Origin of the sequence: Stenotrophomonas sp. PS02300 (assembly GCF_029959395.1) — a bacterium.
Lineage (GTDB): Bacteria > Pseudomonadota > Gammaproteobacteria > Xanthomonadales > Xanthomonadaceae > Stenotrophomonas > Stenotrophomonas maltophilia_AD.
Genome location: NZ_JASCOP010000078.1, coordinates 1 through 19,423, shown reverse-complemented (window position 1 = coordinate 19,423; position 19,423 = coordinate 1). Strand labels below are relative to the sequence as shown.

15 protein-coding genes and 1 tRNA gene are annotated in these 19,423 nt (G+C 65.9%); 12 read left to right on the top strand and 4 right to left on the bottom strand.

The genetic code is table 11. From position 1 onward, the window contains the following. Positions 1-204: 204 nt before the first annotated feature. From QMX79_RS14010 to QMX79_RS13965, 10 genes are all read left to right on the top strand, one after another. Positions 205-281, top strand: a tRNA-Met gene (locus QMX79_RS14010). A gap of 427 nt (positions 282-708) precedes the next feature. After that, on the top strand, positions 709-1,299 hold the full coding sequence (gene rimP, locus QMX79_RS14005; protein ID WP_282247287.1) for a ribosome maturation factor RimP: 591 nt from the start codon (positions 709-711) through the stop codon (positions 1,297-1,299). 7 nt (positions 1,300-1,306) lie between these two features. Beyond that, complete coding sequence (gene nusA, locus QMX79_RS14000; RefSeq protein ID WP_068853387.1) at positions 1,307-2,818, top strand: transcription termination factor NusA; 1,512 nt, start codon at positions 1,307-1,309, stop codon at positions 2,816-2,818. A gap of 95 nt (positions 2,819-2,913) precedes the next feature. Continuing rightward, positions 2,914-5,556, top strand: coding sequence for a translation initiation factor IF-2 (gene infB / locus QMX79_RS13995; RefSeq protein WP_282247286.1), 2,643 nt, complete (start codon positions 2,914-2,916; stop codon positions 5,554-5,556). Between the two features lie 60 nt (positions 5,557-5,616). Then, a complete protein-coding gene (gene rbfA, locus QMX79_RS13990) occupies positions 5,617-6,024 on the top strand; it encodes a 30S ribosome-binding factor RbfA (RefSeq protein ID WP_068853383.1) in 408 nt (135 codons plus the stop codon). Positions 6,025-6,100: 76 nt separating this feature from the next. Continuing rightward, positions 6,101-7,009 (top strand): tRNA pseudouridine(55) synthase TruB, encoded by a 909-nt coding sequence (gene truB, locus QMX79_RS13985; RefSeq protein WP_282247285.1) that lies wholly within the window; start codon positions 6,101-6,103, stop codon positions 7,007-7,009. 162 nt (positions 7,010-7,171) lie between these two features. Next, positions 7,172-7,432 (top strand): 30S ribosomal protein S15, encoded by a 261-nt coding sequence (rpsO, locus tag QMX79_RS13980; RefSeq protein ID WP_282247284.1) that lies wholly within the window; start codon positions 7,172-7,174, stop codon positions 7,430-7,432. A 150-nt stretch (positions 7,433-7,582) separates the two neighbouring features. Then, positions 7,583-9,691, top strand: coding sequence for a polyribonucleotide nucleotidyltransferase (pnp, locus tag QMX79_RS13975; protein WP_282247283.1), 2,109 nt, complete (start codon positions 7,583-7,585; stop codon positions 9,689-9,691). Positions 9,692-10,107: 416 nt separating this feature from the next. Then, entirely contained in the window at positions 10,108-11,283 is a 1,176-nt protein-coding gene (locus QMX79_RS13970; RefSeq protein ID WP_282247282.1) for a glycoside hydrolase family 18 protein, read from the top strand. A 42-nt stretch (positions 11,284-11,325) separates the two neighbouring features. Further along, positions 11,326-12,918 (top strand): tetratricopeptide repeat protein, encoded by a 1,593-nt coding sequence (locus tag QMX79_RS13965; RefSeq protein WP_282247281.1) that lies wholly within the window; start codon positions 11,326-11,328, stop codon positions 12,916-12,918. Here the strand turns inward: QMX79_RS13965 and QMX79_RS13960 are convergent. The 4 genes from QMX79_RS13960 to QMX79_RS13945 form a co-directional block, all read right to left on the bottom strand. Beyond that, positions 12,887-13,963, bottom strand: coding sequence for a serine hydrolase (locus QMX79_RS13960; protein WP_282247280.1), 1,077 nt, complete (start codon positions 13,961-13,963; stop codon positions 12,887-12,889). The two genes, QMX79_RS13965 and QMX79_RS13960, sit on opposite strands and share 32 nt — an antisense overlap. 298 nt (positions 13,964-14,261) lie before the next feature. Beyond that, entirely contained in the window at positions 14,262-15,830 is a 1,569-nt protein-coding gene (locus QMX79_RS13955; protein ID WP_282247279.1) for a PepSY-associated TM helix domain-containing protein, read from the bottom strand. 10 nt (positions 15,831-15,840) lie between these two features. Next, positions 15,841-16,104, bottom strand: coding sequence for a hypothetical protein (locus QMX79_RS13950; protein ID WP_282247278.1), 264 nt, complete (start codon positions 16,102-16,104; stop codon positions 15,841-15,843). Further along, complete coding sequence (locus QMX79_RS13945; protein ID WP_282247277.1) at positions 16,104-16,403, bottom strand: hypothetical protein; 300 nt, start codon at positions 16,401-16,403, stop codon at positions 16,104-16,106. The genes QMX79_RS13950 and QMX79_RS13945 overlap by 1 nt, the downstream gene beginning before the upstream one ends. 421 nt (positions 16,404-16,824) lie before the next feature. Between QMX79_RS13945 and thrS the strand changes: the two genes are divergently transcribed. Then, positions 16,825-18,729 carry a threonine--tRNA ligase gene (gene thrS / locus QMX79_RS13940; RefSeq protein WP_282247276.1) on the top strand — a complete coding sequence of 635 codons (1,905 nt, stop codon included), beginning with the start codon at positions 16,825-16,827 and terminating at the stop codon, positions 18,727-18,729. 47 nt (positions 18,730-18,776) lie between these two features. Then, positions 18,777-19,316: a translation initiation factor IF-3 gene (gene infC, locus QMX79_RS13935; protein WP_026070650.1), complete on the top strand. Its 540-nt coding sequence runs from the start codon at positions 18,777-18,779 to the stop codon at positions 19,314-19,316. Positions 19,317-19,423 lie beyond the last annotated feature (107 nt).

Here is a 19,423-nt window from a genome sequence, read left to right as displayed (position 1 = left end):
CGGGTTTTACGGGACGCGCCCCCGGGAGGGGGGGGCCCCCTTTCTGGTTCCGGGACGGTCTACCAGGGAACCGGGCAGGCCGTCGTAGTGCCACGCCCTGCGTGGCAACCAGGCGAACCCGTACGAAGCCAGCCGCCAAACGAATAGCAATGTGAGGCAAGGGGTTGCAGGATTATGCAATTCCCCTTACAATTCCGCTTCTGCTGCGGGGTGGAGCAGTCTGGCAGCTCGTCGGGCTCATAACCCGAAGGTCGCAGGTTCAAATCCTGCCCCCGCTACCAAAGAAAATCTGCATTGCAGATGCAGTAGACGAAAAGGCGATTCCGGAAACGGGGTCGCTTTTTTCGTTGGCGCGATTGCGGCCCATTGGCGCGCAATGTCTCAGCGCCTTGCTAGGCGTTAAAAAGCTGAATGAAGGGGATGATCGCGCTTTTTGACAGCCCCAACCGTTGCACCAGCGCGGTGCAACGGCTATCATCCACGGCTTAGCGGACTACCTGACAGGACCCATTCCACCGAATGCGGCCCGTCCCGCGACCGGCTTCCGGGCCGTGCGACTTCCCATCAGGTAGTCGTGACCCCCGGAAGGCTGGCCATCCAGCACGACCGGAGTTGTACCGGACATGGGGCCCAGCGGGCCCTTTGTTGTTTCCGGGCCCCAGGCTTGCGTGCCGGGGCAGCACCTCTTTAAAGGAATCAAGGCCGACTGTGAGCGACAAGGCAACCGAAATCGCGAATCTGCTCGCCCCCACCGTTCAGTCGCTGGGTCTCGAGCTGCTGGGTGTGGAATACCTGACCGCCCCGGGTGGCGCCACGCTGCGCCTGTATATCGACGTGCCGCTGGCCGAACAGCCCGAGCGCGTGGTGAATATCGACGACTGCGAACGCGTGAGCCGCGAAGTGTCGGCCCAGCTGGACGTGGAAGACCCGATCACCGCCAACTACACGCTGGAAGTGTCCTCGCCCGGCGTGGACCGCCCGCTGTTCACCTTCGACCAGTTCGAGCGTGCGGTTGGCGAATCGGCCAAGGTCACCCTGAAGCTGCCGCAGGACGGCCGTCGTCGCCTGCAGGGCGAAATCCTCGGCGTCGATGCCGAGCAGAATACGGTCACCTTCAAGGTCGACAATTCACCGTTTACCGCCGACGTCGAGAATATCGAGAAGGCACGCATCATGCCGGACTGGGCCGCCCTCGGCCTGGCTCCGACCAAACCGACTGGCCCGGCACCCAAGCAGGGTGGCAAGGCGAACAAGAAACCATCCAACGAGCCGGCGGCCAAGAAGCCGCGCGCGGAGTGAGCCAACAATGAGCAAGGAACTTTTGCTGGTAGTGGACGCGGTCGCCAATGAAAAAGGCGTTCCGCGTGAAGTGATCTTCGATGCGATCGAAGCAGCACTGGCGTCTGCCGCGAAGAAGCGCTATCCCGATGAGGAAGTGCTGGCGCGCGTGTCGATCGACCACAAGGACGGCACCTACGAAACCTTCCGCCGCTGGGAAGTGGTGGCCGATGACGTGGTGATGGAATCGCCCGACCGCCAGGTGCGTCTGATGGATGCCATCGACGAAGCCGAAGGCGTGGAAGTAGGCGATTACATCGAAGAGCAGATTGAAAACCCGGACTTCGGCCGCATCGCGGCGCAGGCCGCCAAGCAGGTGATCGTCCAGCGCGTGCGCGAAGCCGAACGCCAGCAGGTGGTCGATGCGTGGAAGGACCGCGTGGGCGAGCTGGTCACCGGCGTGGTCAAGCGCGCCGAGCGCGGCAACATCTACGTGGACCTGGGCGGCAACGCCGAGGCCTTCATCCCGAAGGACAAGGGCATTCCGCGCGACGTGCTGCGCGCCGGCGACCGCGTGCGCGGTTACCTGGCCGAAGTGCGTTCGGAACCGCGTGGCCCGCAGCTGTTCATCAGCCGCGCCGCCCCGGAATTCATGATCGAGCTGTTCAAGCTGGAAGTGCCGGAAGTGGGCCAGGGCCTGGTCGAGATCAAGGCCTGTGCACGCGACCCGGGCGACCGCGCCAAGATCGCCGTGCTCGCCCACGATGCGCGTACCGATCCGATCGGCGCCTGCATCGGCATGCGCGGTTCGCGCGTGCAGGCCGTGTCCAACGAGCTCAATGGCGAGCGCGTGGATATCGTGCTGTGGAACGACAACCCCGCCAACTTCGTCATCAATGCGATGGCGCCGGCGGAAGTGCAGTCCATCATCGTTGATGAAGACAAGCACTCCATGGACCTGGCCGTCGCTGAAGAGCGCCTGGCCCAGGCGATCGGCAAGGGCGGCCAGAACGTGCGCCTGGCCAGCCGCCTGACCGGTTGGCAGCTCAATGTGATGACCCAGGACCAGGTGACCGCCAAGTCCGAGGCAGAGCAGGGCGTTGCCCGCCAGCTGTTCATGGACAAGCTGGAAGTGGATGAAGAAATCGCCGCCATCCTGGTGACCGAAGGCTTCAACACCGTGGAAGAAATCGCCTACGTCCCGGTCGGCGAACTGCTGGCCGTGGAAGGCTTCGACGAAGACATCGTCGAAGAGCTGCGTGCCCGTGCCCGCGATGCGCTGCTCAACGAAGCGCTTGCGGTGGAAGAGGGTCTGGAAGATGGTTCGCCGTCCGAAGACCTGCTCGCCCTGGAAGGCATGGACGAGGCAACTGCCTACGCCCTGGCCGGCCACGGCGTGCGTACGAGTGAGGACCTGTCGGACCTGGCCGCCGATGAGATCCTCGAGTTCGGTATCGAGGACATGGACCAGGAGCGCGCCGCCGCCCTGATCCTTGCCGCCCGAGCCGAGGAGATCGCCCGCCTGGAGCGCGGCGAATGAGCCAGCGATGAACAGTGCCCTGACCCGATCAGGGCTTAGACTCCGCGCTGCCTTCGCCCGTTTCGGAGGAGCGCCAACCAGATCATAGGATCCGAATGTCGCAGCAAACCACCATCCGCAAGCTTGCCGAACTGGTCAATACGCCGGTCGAAAAACTGCTTGAACAGCTTGCCGAAGCCGGCATGAAGTTCAGCGGTCCCGACCAGGTCGTGACCAGCACCGAGAAGGTGAAGCTCCTGGGCTTCCTTCGTCGTTCGCATGGCAAGACCGAGCAGCCCGTCGAAAGTGCCGACGACGCTGCAAAGAAGATCACCCTCAACCGTCGCAAGTTGCAGGAAGTGACCGTCAGCGCCGGCCGCAGCAAGACCACCGTCAATGTTGAAGTGCGCCAGAAGCGCACCTACACCAAGGACGCCAGTGGCAAGGCGATGACGCCGGATGAGGAGCGCGCCGACATCCTGCGCAAGCTGGAGGAATCCCGCCAGCGCAATCTGGACGAGCAGCGCGCACTGGCCGAGAAGGACCGTGCGCGTGATGAGGAAATCGCACGCAAGCGCCAGGAAGAGATCGACGCCAAGGAACGCGCCGAAGCCGAGCGCAAGGCGGCCGAAGCCGCTGCGGAAGCTGCGAAGAACGCCCCGCCGGCACCGGTAGCGGCGCCGCGCGCGGCTGCCAGCGAAGCGCCGGCCCGTGCCGCGCGTCCGTCTGCGCCGGCACCGGCACGTCCGGCCGCGCGTGCGGACGACCGCAACTCGAACAACAACAACAACAACCGCCCGGGCGCCAAGCGCGACGACGATGGTGGCAACCGCTTCGCCGGTCAGCTGCACCTGTCGGCCGCCGATCGCGCGCGTCGTGGCAACAACAGCAACTCGCGTGGTCGCCCGACCGGTCGCACGCAGCACGGCGGTCGCCGTGACAGCAACCAGTCGCGCAGCGGCGGTGGTGCCCATGGTTTCGAACGTCCGGTCGCACCGATCGTGCGTGACGTCACCATCGGCGACACCATCACCGTGGCCGACCTGGCCCAGAAGCTGGCCGTGAAGGGCGGCGATGTGGTCAAGGCGCTGTTCAAGATGGGCGTGATGGCCACCATCACCCAGACCATCGACCACGACACCGCCGCGCTGGTGACCGAAGAACTCGGCCACAACGTGATCCGTGCCAACACCAACGACGCCGAAGACGCGCTGCTGGCGTTGAACGAAGGCGAGCAGGGCGAGGCCGTTGCGCGTCCGCCGGTGGTCACCATCATGGGCCACGTCGACCACGGCAAGACCTCGCTGCTGGATTACATCCGCCGCACCAAGGTGGCCACCGGCGAAGCCGGCGGCATCACCCAGCACATCGGTGCGTACCACGTTGAAACGCCCAAGGGCGTCATCAGCTTCCTGGATACCCCGGGCCACGCCGCGTTCACCTCGATGCGTGCCCGCGGTGCCAAGCTGACCGACATCGTGGTGCTGGTGGTTGCAGCCGACGACGGCGTCATGCCGCAGACCAAGGAAGCGATCCAGCACGCCCGTTCCGCCGGTGTGCCGCTGATCGTGGCGATCAACAAGATCGACAAGTCCGGTGCCGACCCGATGCGCGTCAAGAACGAACTGCTCACCGAGCAGGTCGTGTCCGAAGACTTCGGTGGTGACGTGCAGATGGTGGAAATCTCGGCCAAGGCCGGTCTCGGTATCGACGACCTGCTGGATGCCATCTCCATCCAGGCCGAACTGCTGGAACTGAAGGCCGTGGCCGATGGCCGCGCCAGCGGCGTGGTCATCGAGTCCTCGCTGGACAAGGGCCGTGGCCCGATCGCCACCGTGCTGGTGCAGCAGGGTTCGCTGAAGAAGGGCGACTACCTGGTCTGCGGTATCCAGTACGGCCGCGTGCGTGCGCTGTTCGATGAGACCGGCAAGCAGCCCGACCAGGCTGGCCCGTCCATCCCGGTGCAGGTGCTGGGTCTGTCCGGCGTGCCGGATGCGGGCGATGACTTCGTCGTGGTCGAGGACGAGCGCCTGGCCAAGGACGTCGCGCAGCAGCGCGAAACCAAGCGCCGTGAATCGCGCCTGGTGCAGTCGGCCGGCAGCCGCATGGAAGACATCATGGCAACCCTGGGCAAGGGCGATGGCCAGCAGGTGCTGAACCTGGTGATCAAGGCCGACGTGCAGGGTTCGGTGCAGGCGCTGAGCCAGGCACTGGTCGCGCTGTCCAACGAAGACATCCGCATCAACGTGATCCACTCCGGCGTGGGCGGCATCACCGAATCGGACGCCAACTCGGCCGTTGCCTCCAAGGCCACCGTGATCGGCTTCAACGTGCGTGCGGATGCTTCGGCCCGCCGCATCATTGAATCCAACGGCGTGGACCTGCGTTACTTCTCGATCATCTATGACGTGATCGATCAGGTGAAGCAGGTGGCATCCGGCCTGCTCGGCGTGGAAATCCGCGAAGAGATCATTGGTATCGCCCAGGTCCGCGACGTGTTCCGCAGCTCCAAGTTCGGTGCCGTGGCCGGTTGCATGGTCATCGAAGGTACGGTCAAGCGCAGCAAGCCGATCCGCGTCCTGCGCGACAGCGTGGTGGTGTTCGAAGGCGAGCTGGAATCGCTGCGTCGCTTCAAGGAAAACGTCGACGAAGTCCGCAACGGTACCGAATGCGGTATCGGCGTGAAGGCTTACAACGATGTGAAGCCGGGCGACCAGATCGAGTGCTTCGAGCGTATCGAAGTGCCGCGTACCCTGTAATGTGAAACGGGGCCCGACCAACGGTCGGGCCCTACCAATCCGAACACTGAAGAGCTCCTCGTGCCGAAAACCTTCCATCGAACCGACCGTGTTTCCGCCCAGATCCGTCGTGAGCTGGGTACGCTCGTGCATAACCTCGTGCGTGTACACGGCTTGCCCTCGGTGAGCGTTTCCGACGTCGAAGTCACCCGTGACATGGCCCATGCCAAGATCTTCGTCACCGCGCTGATGCCGGAACGTTCGGCCGAAGCGATGAAAGGGCTGAAGGAGCTGGCGTGGGAGCTGCGCATGGACCTGGCCAAGGCCATGAAGCTGCGCCACGTGCCGGAGCTGCACTTCCACTACGACGATTCGGTCGACCGTGGCGAGCACATCGACAATCTCCTGCGCGACCTGCCCGACACGCTCGCGGCCGAAAAGAGCCGCAACGCCAAAGACGGCGACGACGGCGAAGACAAACCCGAATAAAAACAACGGCCCGAAAGGGCTGTTGTCCTGTATGGCACGGCCTGCGTGCCTGCACGACCAATCCCGGCGAAACACCATGACCCGAATCACCTTCCGTCGCCTGGACGGCATCCTCCTGCTCGACAAGCCCACCGGCATGAGCTCCAACGCCGCGCTGCAGGTGGCCCGCCGCCTGTTCCGCGCAGAGAAGGGCGGCCACACCGGCAGCCTGGATCCGCTGGCCACCGGCCTGCTGCCGCTGTGCTTCGGCGAAGCCACCAAGATCGCCGGCCTGCTGCTGGGCGCGGCCAAGGCCTACGACGCCGACATCGTGCTGGGCCAGACCACCGATACGGACGATTCCGACGGCAGCGTGCTGCTGGAACGCCCCGTGCCCGCGATCAGCCGCGACCAGCTCGAGGCTGCCCTGGCCCCCCTGAAGGGGCGGATACGACAGCGCGCCCCGATCTTTTCCGCGCTCAAGCAGGGCGGTGAACCGCTGTACCTGAAGGCACGCCGCGGCGAGACCATCGACGCGCCCGAACGCGATGTCGAGGTCCATGCCATCGAGGTGCTGGACCAGCAGCCGACCCGGCTGTCGCTGCGGGTGACCTGTGGTTCAGGCACCTACATCCGCAGCCTGGCCCGCGACCTGGGCGAAGCCCTGGGCTGTGGCGCACACATCGCCGGCCTGCGCCGGCTCTGGGTGGACCCGTTCCGCGACGCCCCCATGGTCACCCTCGAGACCCTGCGCGCCTTGGCGGAGCAGGGAGGCGAGCCGGCCATGGAGGCGCTGCTGCTGCCGCTGGCGGCCGGGCTGGCCGAGTATCCCCGGGTCGATCTGGATGCTGAACAGGCGCCCCGTTTCTGCGTGGGCCAGCGCCTGCGCGATCCGGCCTGGCCCCCCGGTACCGTGGCCGTGTATGGCCCGGAGGACCGGATCCAGGGGCTTGGCGAGGTCGACGAGACCGGCCGGCTATCCCCCCAGCGCCGCTTCAACCTCTGACCCGGACCCACCCGGCGCTTGTTCCGGGAGGCTGCGACCGTTACAATTTCGCGGCCTTTTCAGGCTTTCCCGCGTCTGCGGGTTCATCCTTTCGTTAACGGCGAGTCGCGCGGTACGCCAATGGGGCGTTTCTGCGGGCCACGCATCCAAGAGAAAACAGATATGTCGATCGACACCCAGAAGGTCATTGAAGACAACAAGCGCAGCGCCGCCGATACCGGCTCCCCGGAAGTGCAGGTCGCCCTGCTCACCGCCCGCATCGAGCTGCTGACCGGTCACTTCAAGGCCCACAAGAAGGATCACCACAGCCGCCGCGGTCTGCTGCAGATGGTCAACCGCCGCCGCAGCCTGCTGGACTACCTGAAGAAGAAAGACGCCGTACGTTACAAGGCCCTGATCGAAAAGCTCGGCCTGCGTCGCTAAGCAAGAATCCCGACCGCGGCGCAGGAATGCGCCGCGGTTTTGTTTTGGTAGTACCGCATCAAACGCCAGGACCGGACTTCCGGTCACCCGTCGGCGGCAAGGGTCGCCCACGGTCCATTCGAAGACAGCATTTCCCCAAGGACATCCCCCGTGGCAAAAATCACCAAAACCTTCCAGTACGGCAAGCACACCGTCACGCTTGAAACCGGCGAAATCGCCCGTCAGGCCGGTGGCGCCGTCATCGTCAAGTTCGACGACACCGTGCTGCTGGTCTCCGCCGTGGCTGCCAAGAGCGCGCGTGAGGGCCAGGACTTCTTCCCGCTGACCTGTGATTACCAGGAGAAGTTCTACGCCGGTGGCCGTATCCCGGGTGGCTTCTTCAAGCGCGAAGGCCGCGCGACCGAGAAGGAGACGCTGATCTCGCGCCTGATCGATCGTCCGATCCGTCCGCTGTTCCCGGAAGACTACAAGAACGAAGTGCAGATCATCGCCACGGTCATGTCGCTGAACCCGGACATCGACGGCGACATCGCCGCGCTGATCGGCGCCTCGGCTGCGCTGTCGCTGGCCGGCACCCCGTTCAAGGGCCCGATCGCCGCTGCCAAGGTCGGTTACAAGAACGGTGAGTACATCCTCAACCCGACCGTGACCGAACTGAAGGATTCGGAGCTGGAACTGGTTGTGGCCGGTACCTCCAACGCCGTGCTGATGGTTGAATCCGAAGCCGCGCTGCTGTCCGAAGACGTGATGCTGGGCGCCGTGACCTTCGGTCACCGCGAAATGCAGAAGGTCATCAACGCCATCAACGAGCTGACCGTGGAAGCCGGCACCAAGCCGTCGACCTGGGTGGCCCCGGCCAAGAACGACGTGCTGATCAGCGCCCTGCAGGAAGCCATCGGCCCGCGCCTGGGTGAAGCCTTCCAAGTGCGCGACAAGCTGCAGCGCCGCGACGCCATCTCGGCGATCAAGAAGGACGTGGTCGAGTCGCTGGCAGGCCGCGTGGCCGCTGAAGGCTGGAACCCGGCCGAGCTGTCGAAGGAATTCGGCGAGCTGGAATACAGCACCATGCGTAACTCGGTGCTCGACACCAAGGTCCGCATCGACGGCCGTGCGCTGGACACCGTCCGCCCGATCGCCGTCAAGACCGGCATCCTGCCGCGCGTGCACGGCTCCTCGCTGTTCACCCGTGGTGAGACCCAGGCCATCGTGACCATCACGCTGGGTACCGCCCGCGACGGCCAGGTGATCGACGCCGTGTCCGGTGAGTACAAGGATAACTTCCTGTTCCATTACAACTTCCCCCCGTACTCGGTGGGTGAGACCGGCCGCATGATGGGCCCGAAGCGTCGCGAAATCGGCCACGGCCGCCTCGCCAAGCGCGGCGTGCTGGCAGTGATGCCGTCGCTGGAAGCCTTCCCGTACACCATCCGCGTCGTCTCGGAAATCACCGAATCGAACGGTTCCTCGTCGATGGCCTCGGTCTGCGGTTCCTCGCTGGCCCTGATGGACGCCGGCGTGCCGGTGAAGTCGCCGGTGGCCGGTATCGCCATGGGCCTGGTCAAGGAAGGCGACCGCTTCGTCGTCCTGTCCGACATCCTGGGTGACGAAGACCACCTGGGCGACATGGACTTCAAGGTTGCCGGTACCGCTGAGGGCATCTCCGCCCTGCAGATGGACATCAAGATCGAAGGCATCACCGAAGAGATCATGAAGCAGGCACTGCAGCAGGCCAAGGCTGGCCGTCTGCACATCCTGGGTGAAATGGCCCACGGCCTGACCGCTCCGCGCCAGGAGCTGTCGGACTACGCGCCGCGCCTGCTGACCATCAAGATCCACCCGGACAAGATCCGCGAAGTGATCGGCAAGGGTGGTTCCACCATCCAGGCCATCACCAAGGAAACCGGCACGCAGATCGACATCCAGGACGACGGCACCATCGTCATCGCCTCGGTCAATGCCATCGCTGCGCAGGCTGCCAAGGCCCGCATCGAGCAGATCACCTCGGACGTCGAGCCGGGCCGCATCTACGAAGGCAAGGTCGCCAAGATCATGGACTTCGGTGCGTTCGTCACCATCCTGCCGGGCAAGGACGGCCTGGTCCACGTCTCGCAGATCTCCAGCGAGCGCGTTGAAAAGGTCGGCGACAAGCTGAAGGAAGGCGACGTGGTCAAGGTCAAGGTGCTGGAAGTCGACAAGCAGGGCCGCATCCGCCTGTCGATGAAGGCCGTCGAGGAAGGCGAAGGCGCCTCGGCCGAGTAATCGACCGCATAACGAGGGTAGGTGAGGACCGTTGGTCGTCACTCCTTCTGAAAAAAAACGGGCCTTCGGGCCCGTTTTTTTTGTTTGGCGCACGATCTTCGATCAGGGGGCGTCGCGAGCGTCCAGAGCCCCGCCGCGGCCGGTAGGCCCCTGTGCAAATGTCCCCCGGCCGACGCCTGGCGGCGACGGCCTCCTCCTTTACTTTGCCAGGGACCTACCGGACGCGACGTGGCATGGCTTGCGGCCCGGCGTTCGCGCCCGGCAGCCGCGTCTGCTTTGCCGCGAGGGCCCTTGTGCAGTCATTGCGTTTCCCGTCCACAGCTACAGGACGTGTCCGCTGGACAGATTCGCAGGACATCCCGCCACGACGATGCGCGCCTTGTTAACGTTGGCCCATCCTGGTCCACGGAGTTGCCATGTCCCGTCTATCTGCTTCCCTGCTGGGCGCCGCCATCGCGCTTGCGCTTCCGCTCGCCAGCCATGCCGCCCCGGCGTCGAGCGCGGTGATCGGGGCCTACTACCCGGGTGGCTCGGCTGAGCGCTACCCGGTGGCGTCCATTCCCGCCGATACGCTGACCCACTTGTTCTATGCGTTCGCCCGCATCGACGATGGCAGGTGCGTGGTGGACGACGGCGCTGCCGCGCACTTCAAGGCACTGGCCGCGCTCAAGCGCGAACACCCGCAGCTGCACACCCTGATCTCCATCGGCGGCTGGAACGCCGGCGGCTTCTCCGATGCCGCGCTAACGGCACAGAGCCGCGAACGTTTCGTGCGTTCCTGCGTGGCGATGTTCTTCGAGCAGCATCGCGGCAGTTTCGACGGCGTGGATATCGATTGGGAGTTTCCTGTCTCCGGCGGCCCGCTGGAGATCACCGACCGCCCGCAGGATCGTCGCAACATGACGCTGCTGGTGCAGGAATTCCGCCGCCAGCTCGATGCGCTGGATGGCGGCCGGGGTCCGCACCGGCTGCTGACCGCCGCGCTGCCGGCGGGTCGGGTGCAGACCGATGGCCCGTACGATCCCGCGCTCAGCTATGAGCTGAAGGAACTGGGCAAGGCGCTCGATTTCATCAACCTGATGAGCTACGACATGGGCACCGGCTTCTCCAAGGTGTCCACTTTCAACGCGCCGCTGCGCGCGGTCCCGCAGGATCCGCTTGCACCGGAACAGCGCCGCTGGAACAGCGTGGAAGGCGCGGTGCAGTACTACCGCCAGCATGGCGTACCCAACGACAAGCTGGTACTGGGCGTGCCGTTCTATGGACGCGGCTTCAAGGTCACCACCGAATCTGCCGATGGCCTGTACCAGCCTTACAGCGCCCCGTTCGATGCCGGTGACTGGCGCCGCATCCAGCAGGAATTCCTCGACAAGCCCGGCTGGCAGCGGCACTGGCACCCGGTGGCGCAGGCGCCGTGGTTGTACAACGCTGCCGACAAGGTCTTCATCAGCTACGAAGACCCGACCTCGATCGCGTTACGCGCGGACTACGCCAAGGACCAGAAGCTGCGCGGCGTGTTCACCTGGGAGCTGACCGGCGATGACGACCAGGCCAGCCTGCTGAAGGCCATGGCCGCGCCGTTCCGGCCGTAATCCGGCGCCCGGGCCGGCCGGGCCTGCACTATGCTTGCCGCCATGACGAGCGTTCAGCTGCTGGACCTGCACATCGACCGCGCCTCGCAGGAGGTGCGGCGCGGTGATGTGGTGCTGCCGGTCAGCGGGCTGAGCTGGCGGCTGCTGGACTGCCTGCTGGAGCACGGCACCGCCGTGGTCGACTTCGATACCTTGGCGCAACAGGTATGGGCACCGGCCGTGGTGGGCGAGGACGCGATCAGCCAGCGGGTGAAGCTGCTGCGCCAGGCGCTGGGCGATGACAGCCGCCAGCCGCGCTACGTGCGCTCGGTGCGGGGGCGCGGTTACCAGTTGTGCGCGCCACTGCAGGCGTGCGCAGCGGATGCGCCGATACCTGCAACGATGGCGGCGGAAGCATCAAAACGCACTTGGCACTGGCGTTGGGTGGGGCTGGCGGCTGGCGTGGCTGCCGCCGGCGTCATCGTAACCGTGGTCGCGTGGCCGGACAGTGCGCCACGCTCGCCTGCCGACCCCGTCCTGCAACGCGCCGCGTACTACGCCGGCATCGGCCAGGCCAGCAACAACGACCGCGCGATCACCCTGTACCGCCAGGCGCTGCAGATCGACCCGGATTCCAGCGCGGCCCGGCGTGGCCTGGCACGTGCACTGGCCGCCGACGCGTGTCTGTTCAATGGCAAACCGGGCAATGCGCAGGAAGCGCTGCAGCTGGCCGGGCAGGTACTGCAGGCCGCGCCTGACGATGCCGCCGCGCATGCGCTGCGCGGTTACGCGCACGACTGCCTCGGCGCGATGCCGCAGGCGATTGCCGATTACGAGCAGGCGCTGCGGCGCGACCCCGACGATGAGCGCACCCGTGCCTCGCTGGCCTACCTGCAACAGGAGCAGGGCCTTCTGGCGCTGGCGCTCAAGGCCAACCTCGCGCTGCGTGCGCCCGAGCGGATCCGCTTCCGCGACGTGCAGATCGCGCGCGAACTGGAACTGCTCGGCTTCACCGACGCGGCCGCGCGTCGCCATGCGCGCAACTTCCAGCTATACCCGGACAACGTCTTCAGCAACATCGCCTGGCCGCGTGCGCTGATGAGCATGGGCGAGCAGGACAAGGCGCGGCAGGCGCTTGACCAGGCCCTGGCACGCGGCACCCCGCATCCGCAGTTGCTGCGCCTGCAGGGCGAACTGCTGCTGATGAGCGGTGACCCGCAGGGGGCAGCGGACGCATTCAAGCGCGGCCATCTGCTGCGTCCACAGCAATCATTTGGGCGCACCCTGTCAGCCCTTAACCAGGACGGCGGCCCAGCCCCGGACTGGGTGGCCGCACGCCTGCATGAGGTGGCCGCGCAGGATGACGACGGCTGGTCGGATGCGGCCCTGGAACGCGCCCTGCTGCACCAGGCCCAGGGCGATGCAGTGGCGGCAATCGCCGACCTGCACCGCGCGGTGGACGCCGGCTTCCGTGATGCCGCGTGGCTGCGCGTCACCCCGCTGTTCGTCCCGCTGCGGCAGGCGCCCGGCTGGGAACGCCTGCTCGCCCGGATCGAGGCGGACGTGGCCGCGCAGCGTGCGCAGGTACTGGCCGCACCGTGGCGCCCGGAAGACCTGAAAGGCCTCAGCGCAACGCCGGCAACAGGAATGCGGTAAGCACCCGGCGCGACTGCGGGTGGGCGTAGCTGCGGTTGTAGGCTTTGCTGGTGACCACCGCCACCAGCTTCTTGTCCGGCATCACGAACACATAATTGCCGCCGTTGCCCGACATCGCCCACACGGTGGTTTCCTTGCCCTCCACCGGCAGCTTCAGGCCCCACCACTGGTAGCCGTAGTCGCTGCCGTCGTCGGCCTGTGCCTGCGGGCGGATCATCGCCGCGATGTAGTCGGCGGGCACCAGCTGTTTTCCCTGCCAGCGGCCGCCGGCCAGCACCAGCTCGCCCAACCGGGCCAGGTCGCGGCTGCGGTAGCGGGTGCCGCCGCCCCCCATGCCGATGCCTTCGGGCGAGCGGTTCCAGTGGCTGCGGGTAATGCCCAGCGGGCGCTCCAGGGCCTGCGCGGCATAGTCCGCCAGCGGCATCCGGGTGGCCCGTTCCAGCACCGCGCCCAGCACAAATGAATCGGCAGTGCAGTAGGCATGCGCGCGGCCGTGCGGGCTTTCTTCGGGGCGGCGCATCCACGGCGCGAAGCCCTTGACCGGCAGCGCCAGCGCAAAGTCCAGCCAGCGTTCGGTCACGTACATGCGCTCTTCGTTGCCGCTGGAAAACTGGTTCTGGTCATCGCACTCCCACAGGCTGCTCATGGTGAGCAGGTCTTCCAGCGTGGTGCCCCGCAGGCGCGGGTCCACCGGGTGGCTGGCGGTGAATGCCGGGAAGTAGTCGTAGACACGGGCCTGTACGCCCGGCAGCTGGCCGTCGCCGATGGCCGCCCCCACCAGCAGGGACGTCACGCTCTTGCTGGCCGAGCGCACGTCGTTGAGGGTTTCGGCATCGGCACCGTTGAAATAGTGCTCGTAGGCCACCGTGCCATCGACCAGCAACAGCACGCTGGTGACCTGTTTGATCTCGTCCCTGGCAACGGCCGCCTCCAGCGCAGCGAGCGGGGCAGGGTCGAGGCGCGGCGAGGCGGCCTGAGCCGCGATGGGCAGGCAGGCGGTGATGGACAGAACCAGTGCGGCGAAACGACGGGCGGGGTGGGGCATGGTGGCGCTCCTCGGAAGTGAGGTGCCACTACGCCAGCACCGCGTCTGAAGTGCTGGAAGAACGCCTGAAGAATTCTGAAAGCGGCACCCGGCCTGCATCTGGCGATGCAATCGTCGGTAGGGTCGGTTCCCGAACGACCGCCGATAGCGGCGCAACATTCGGTAACGCATGACCTCGAACGGGGCGACGCATTTCGCGCGAATCTCCGCCGCAGGTCATGCGTTACTGAACTGATCGCCGTTATCGGCGGTCGTTTGGGAACCGACCCTACCAAGGCGGGCCCCTGGGCCAGAGCTCTTACGCCCGCGTGTGCGCCCACACGCTGTTGGGGTCGCCGTTTACGGCCCGGCGCTGCGTGGCGCGTGCCATCGCGGCAAAGCCCAATGCCATCGCCAGCGCCACGCCATCCACCCAGAACAGCGGCCAGTAGCCGCGTGCGGCGCTGGACCACAGCCACAGCCCGCTCATGGCGCCGTGCACCACCGGGATCAGCGCGGTCACCGCCGCCGCCGCCCACAGCAGCTCCACCGCCGCCTTGGAGGGCGCACGCAGCGCCGCCCACAGGGCGCAGCCGCCCCAGGCCAGGAAGCAGGTCCAGCGCATGCCTGCATCGGCATGCGCCGGGGCCAGGTGCTCCAGCAGCTGGACGCTCACGAACGCCGCCGACACCGCCACGCACAACCCGATGCATACGCCTACCGTGGCCCGCGCCATGTTCACCTGCGCGCGCCCCTGGGTGGCCTGGCGGCGCTTGCGGCGCGACTCGATCCACAGCAGGTTGCCCGAATAGAACAGGAACGCCCCGCCCAGGCCGAGCACGAAGTACAGCCACGGCACCAGCCCGTTGCCGAATTCGCCGAAGTGCAGCGCATACGCTGCCGCCAGCGTGGCGTGGTTGGCATCGCGGTGCCCTGGCAGCTGGGTATGCAGCACATCGCCGGTATTGGCATCCATCGCCACCGCGCCCAGCGGACCCAGCGAGACACCGCCATCGCCGGTGATTTCGATCACCGCGTTCCTGTCACCGGCATTGGCCAGCTTCAGGTAGGCCGGCTCGAACACCGCCTGGCCCTTGTCATTGGCCACCGCGATCGCCCGCGCATGCAGCATCGCCAGGCTGCCCGCACGCACCGGCTCGTTGGCCGGCGCGCGGATCGGCGCGGTATCGGTCGCGCCCGGCAATGCCGCCAGCAGCTTGCCGTCGTAGATGAGCGGGTTGAGCGCGGCCATCTGCAGGAACATCAGGCAGAGCAGGGCGCCGGTAACCGCGAACAACAGGTGGAAGGGCAGGCTGAGCACGCCGATCACGTTGTGCGCGTCCTGCCACATCTGCTTGAAATTGCGGCCCGGGCGCAGCGCGAACAGGTCGCCCACCAGCTTGGGCAGGTGGATCACCAACCCGGACAGCAATGCCAGCCCGTACAGCAGGCTGACCACGCCCATCAGGTAGATGCCGGCCACCGGCAGGCCCAGCGTGTAGTGCAGTTCATTGACCAGTTCGGCCAACCCGGCCTGCGGCGGGGTGGGGCTGCCATCCACGTGGTCGGCCCAGGCAAACAGCCAGGTGCCCTTGGCGTCCTGCCAGTACGCGATGGACTGCGGTGTTTCCGCGCCGGGGAAGGTCATGCCCACGTGCTTTCGCGCATCGGGGTGTTTGGCCAGCACGCCATCGAGCAGCCGCTGTGCATCGTCCAGCGTCTGCGCCGGCTGGTCCATGCCCTGCGGCGACTGCCACAGCGGCAGGTCGTGGTGGAACACGGTGATGGCGCCGGCATAGAACGCCACGAACAGCGCAAAGCCGGCCACCAGGCCAACCCAGGTGTGCACGGTGGTGAAGGTACGCAGGGTGAGCGAACTGAATTTCATCGAATAGGCCTCACTGCACCCAATGGAAGTGGCGCAGCAGCCACAGCAGGCCGAAGCCGAACGCGGCGCTGGCACTCAGCCACCCCCACGCACGCGGCCCGGTGCGGAACGCGAACGCCCACAGCGCCGCCAGCATCCACAACGGAATGAAGGCGATCATGCCGGGCACGATCACCGCCTGCCACGGACCCGGCGGCAGCCAGGTGATCAAGCCGGTGACGGCCGCGGCCACGAAGAAGCCCGCCAGCAGGCCGGCCAGTGCACGTGCCCACATCAGCGCCGCGCCTCCGCATCCGGCCGCGTCCAGGCGGCAAGGTAGGGCAGCACCATCGCGGTGAGCATCCAGCCGCCCAGGGTGACGCAGAACCCGGTGGCAAAGCCGAGCTGTCCCATCCACAGCCACAGCGAGGTGGCCGCGGCCACCAGTCCGAGCTGGCGGCCCAAGCGGCCGGCCCGGCGCAGGCGCGGCCAGCGGCAGTGCGGCGAGGCGGCGTAGAAGGCCAGCGCCGAAAAGGCCGACGCAGCGCCGGCCAGCGTGCAGTACAGCAGGGCCAAGGCTTCAGCACTCAGCATGGGCAAGATGCACACGGCAGGGGCGTGCGGGCCGAAGGGGCGGCGCAGGGCATGGAAATCCTTGGAAACGAAGACGGGCCGGGCGATACGGCGACCTGCGCATGGTAATCATTGCTGTTTTCGTTCGCCACAACGCCCCGTTCAGTAGCGCCGTCCCCGGGCCGGCCGATGGCAGCATTGGGCTTCCCCGGCGGTTTGGTTTAAGATCGGGCCATCCACCTCGAGGCAACAAGGTGACCCGCGCCCAGCGCCGGTCCAGCGTGCGACATGAGCACTACCACCGCCCAGCGCTGAACGTCATGACGGCCCCTTGCCCAGGCGCCTTCATGGCGCTTTTCTTTTATCCGGCCGCGCGCCCCGGACACCCTCGACCCCGTTTCCCTGGCCTGCGCCGCAGGCCCACCAGCACAAAGCCCCAGCCATGATTGCGATCACGCTTCCCGACGGCAGCCGCCGTGAGTTCGAAAACCCCGTCAGTGTCATGGACGTCGCCCAGTCGATCGGCGCCGGCCTGGCCAAGGCCACCATCGCCGGTTCGGTGGACGGCACGCTGGTCGATGCCAGTGACGTCATCGACCATGACGCCCGCCTGCGCATCATCACCGCCAAGGACGAGGAAGGCGTGGAGATCATCCGCCACTCCTGCGCCCACCTGGTTGGCCATGCGGTCAAGCAGCTGTACCCGGACGTGAAGATGGTGATCGGCCCGGTCATCGCCGAAGGCTTCTACTACGACATCTACTCCGAGCGCCCGTTCACCCCGGACGACATGGCCGCCATCGAAAAGCGCATGGGCGAACTGATCGCGCAGGACTACGACGTGGTCAAGAAGGTCACCCCGCGCGCCGAAGTGGTGGAGATCTTCAAGGCCCGTGGCGAAGACTACAAACTGCGCCTGATCGAGGACATGCCGGCCGACATCCAGGCGATGGGCATGTACTACCACCAGGAATACGTGGACATGTGCCGCGGCCCTCACGTGCCCAACACGCGCTTCCTGAAGGCCTTCAAGCTGACCCGCATTTCCGGCGCCTACTGGCGTGGTGATGCGCAGAACGAGCAGCTGCAGCGCATCTACGGCACCGCCTGGGCCGACAAGAAGCAGCTTGAGGCGTACATCAAGCGCATCGAAGAAGCCGAAATGCGCGACCACCGCCGCATCGGCAAGCAGCAGGACCTGTTCCACCTGCAGGAAGAGGCCCCGGGCCTGGTGTTCTGGCACCCCAAGGGCTGGGCGCTGTGGCAGGTGGTCGAGCAGTACATGCGCAAGGTCTACCAGAAGAGCGGCTACGGCGAAGTGCGCTGCCCGCAGATCCTGGACGTGAGCCTGTGGAAGAAGTCCGGCCATTGGGACAACTACCAGGACAACATGTTCTTCACCGAATCGGAGAAGCGCACCTACGCGGTCAAGCCGATGAACTGCCCGGGCCATATCCAGGTGTTCAACCAGGGCCTGCACAGCTACCGCGACCTGCCGATCCGCTACGGTGAGTTCGGCTCGTGCCACCGCAACGAGCCCTCCGGCGCGCTGCACGGCATCCTGCGCGTGCGCGGCTTCACCCAGGACGACGGCCATGTGTTCTGCACCGAATCGCAGATCGAATCGGAAGTGACCGCCTTCCACCAGCAGGCGCTGGCGGTGTACCAGCACTTCGGCTTCGAGGAGATCCAGATCAAGATCGCCCTGCGCCCCGAATCGCGCCTGGGCGACGATGCCACCTGGGACAAGGCCGAAGCCTCGCTGCGGTCGGCACTGTCCAGCTGTGGCGTGGAATGGCAGGAGCTGCCGGGCGAGGGCGCCTTCTACGGCCCGAAGATCGAGTACCACCTCAAGGACGCCATCGGCCGCACCTGGCAGCTGGGCACCATGCAGGTCGATTTCATGATGCCCGGCCGCCTCGGCGCCGAGTACGTGGACGAAAACAGCCAGAAGAAGCACCCCGTCATGCTGCACCGGGCCATCGTGGGCTCCATGGAGCGCTTCCTCGGCATCCTGATCGAACACCATGCCGGCCAGTTCCCGGCCTGGCTGGCCCCGACCCAGGCGGTGGTGGCCAATATCACCGATGCCCAGGCTGAATACGTGCAGGAAGTGACGAAAACCCTTGCAGATCAAGGCTTCCGGGTAACGTCCGATTTGCGCAATGAGAAGATCGGTTATAAGATTCGCGAGCATACGCTGCAGCGGGTCCCGTACCTGCTGGTGGTGGGCGACCGTGAGAAGGAAAATGGCGCCGTAGCCGTGCGTACGCGCTCGGGCGAGGATCTGGGCAGCATGTCCGTCCAGGCGTTCGTCGAGCGGTTGCAGGCCGAACAGTCCGTGTAAGAAAGTCCCGGCCCTGCGGATGATCCGCGAGGGCCGGTTTGATTCCTCTGGGAGATTGCAATATCAGTACCCCTGACAACAAACAGAACCGCAAGAATCAGGAAATCCGGGTGCCGCGCGTACGCGTGATCGGCAGTGACGGTGAAATGATTGGCGTGTTGACGCGTGACGAAGCGCTGTCGATGGCCGAAGACGAAGGTCTGGACCTGGTCGAGATTCAGCCGCAGGCTGATCCGCCGGTGTGCAAGATCATGGACTTCGGCAAGTTCAAGTTCGAAGCGCAGAAGAAGGCCAACGAGGCCAAGAAGAAGACCAAGCAGGTCGAGATCAAGGAAGTGAAGTTCCGCCCGGTCACCGATGAAGGCGACTACCAGATCAAGCTGCGCAAGATGCGCGGTTTCCTGGAAGAGGGTGACAAGATCAAGGTGAACATCCGCTTCCGTGGTCGTGAAATGAGCCATCAGGAACTGGGTCGCGAAATGGCCAACCGGATCGAAGCCGATCTGGGCGAGGACATCGTGATCGAGTCCCGCCCGCGCCTGGAAGGCCGGCAGATGGTCATGATGATCGCGCCGAAGAAGAAATAAGGGTTCAGCGCGTAGAGCCACGCCCTGCGTGGCTTCGCGGACCCGAACCGCGCGCGGGCCCCCCCCCCGGGGGGGGGGGTGTGGGGGTTTTTAACCAACCCCCGCCC

Excerpts from the sequence above, each read along its gene's own strand:
- QMX79_RS13950 (WP_282247278.1), bottom strand. The coding sequence starts at position 16,104 with ATGTGGGCACGTGCACTGGCCGGCCTGCTGGCGGGCTTCTTCGTGGCC.
- thrS (WP_282247276.1), top strand. The coding sequence starts at position 16,825 with ATGATTGCGATCACGCTTCCCGACGGCAGCCGCCGTGAGTTCGAAAAC.
- QMX79_RS13955 (WP_282247279.1), bottom strand. The coding sequence starts at position 15,830 with ATGAAATTCAGTTCGCTCACCCTGCGTACCTTCACCACCGTGCACACC.
- QMX79_RS13945 (WP_282247277.1), bottom strand. The coding sequence starts at position 16,403 with ATGCTGAGTGCTGAAGCCTTGGCCCTGCTGTACTGCACGCTGGCCGGC.
- nusA (WP_068853387.1), top strand. The coding sequence starts at position 1,307 with ATGAGCAAGGAACTTTTGCTGGTAGTGGACGCGGTCGCCAATGAAAAA.
- truB (WP_282247285.1), top strand. The coding sequence starts at position 6,101 with ATGACCCGAATCACCTTCCGTCGCCTGGACGGCATCCTCCTGCTCGAC.
- QMX79_RS13960 (WP_282247280.1), bottom strand. The coding sequence starts at position 13,963 with ATGCCCCACCCCGCCCGTCGTTTCGCCGCACTGGTTCTGTCCATCACC.
- infB (WP_282247286.1), top strand. The coding sequence starts at position 2,914 with ATGTCGCAGCAAACCACCATCCGCAAGCTTGCCGAACTGGTCAATACG.
- QMX79_RS13970 (WP_282247282.1), top strand. The coding sequence starts at position 10,108 with ATGTCCCGTCTATCTGCTTCCCTGCTGGGCGCCGCCATCGCGCTTGCG.
- QMX79_RS13965 (WP_282247281.1), top strand. The coding sequence starts at position 11,326 with ATGACGAGCGTTCAGCTGCTGGACCTGCACATCGACCGCGCCTCGCAG.
- rpsO (WP_282247284.1), top strand. The coding sequence starts at position 7,172 with ATGTCGATCGACACCCAGAAGGTCATTGAAGACAACAAGCGCAGCGCC.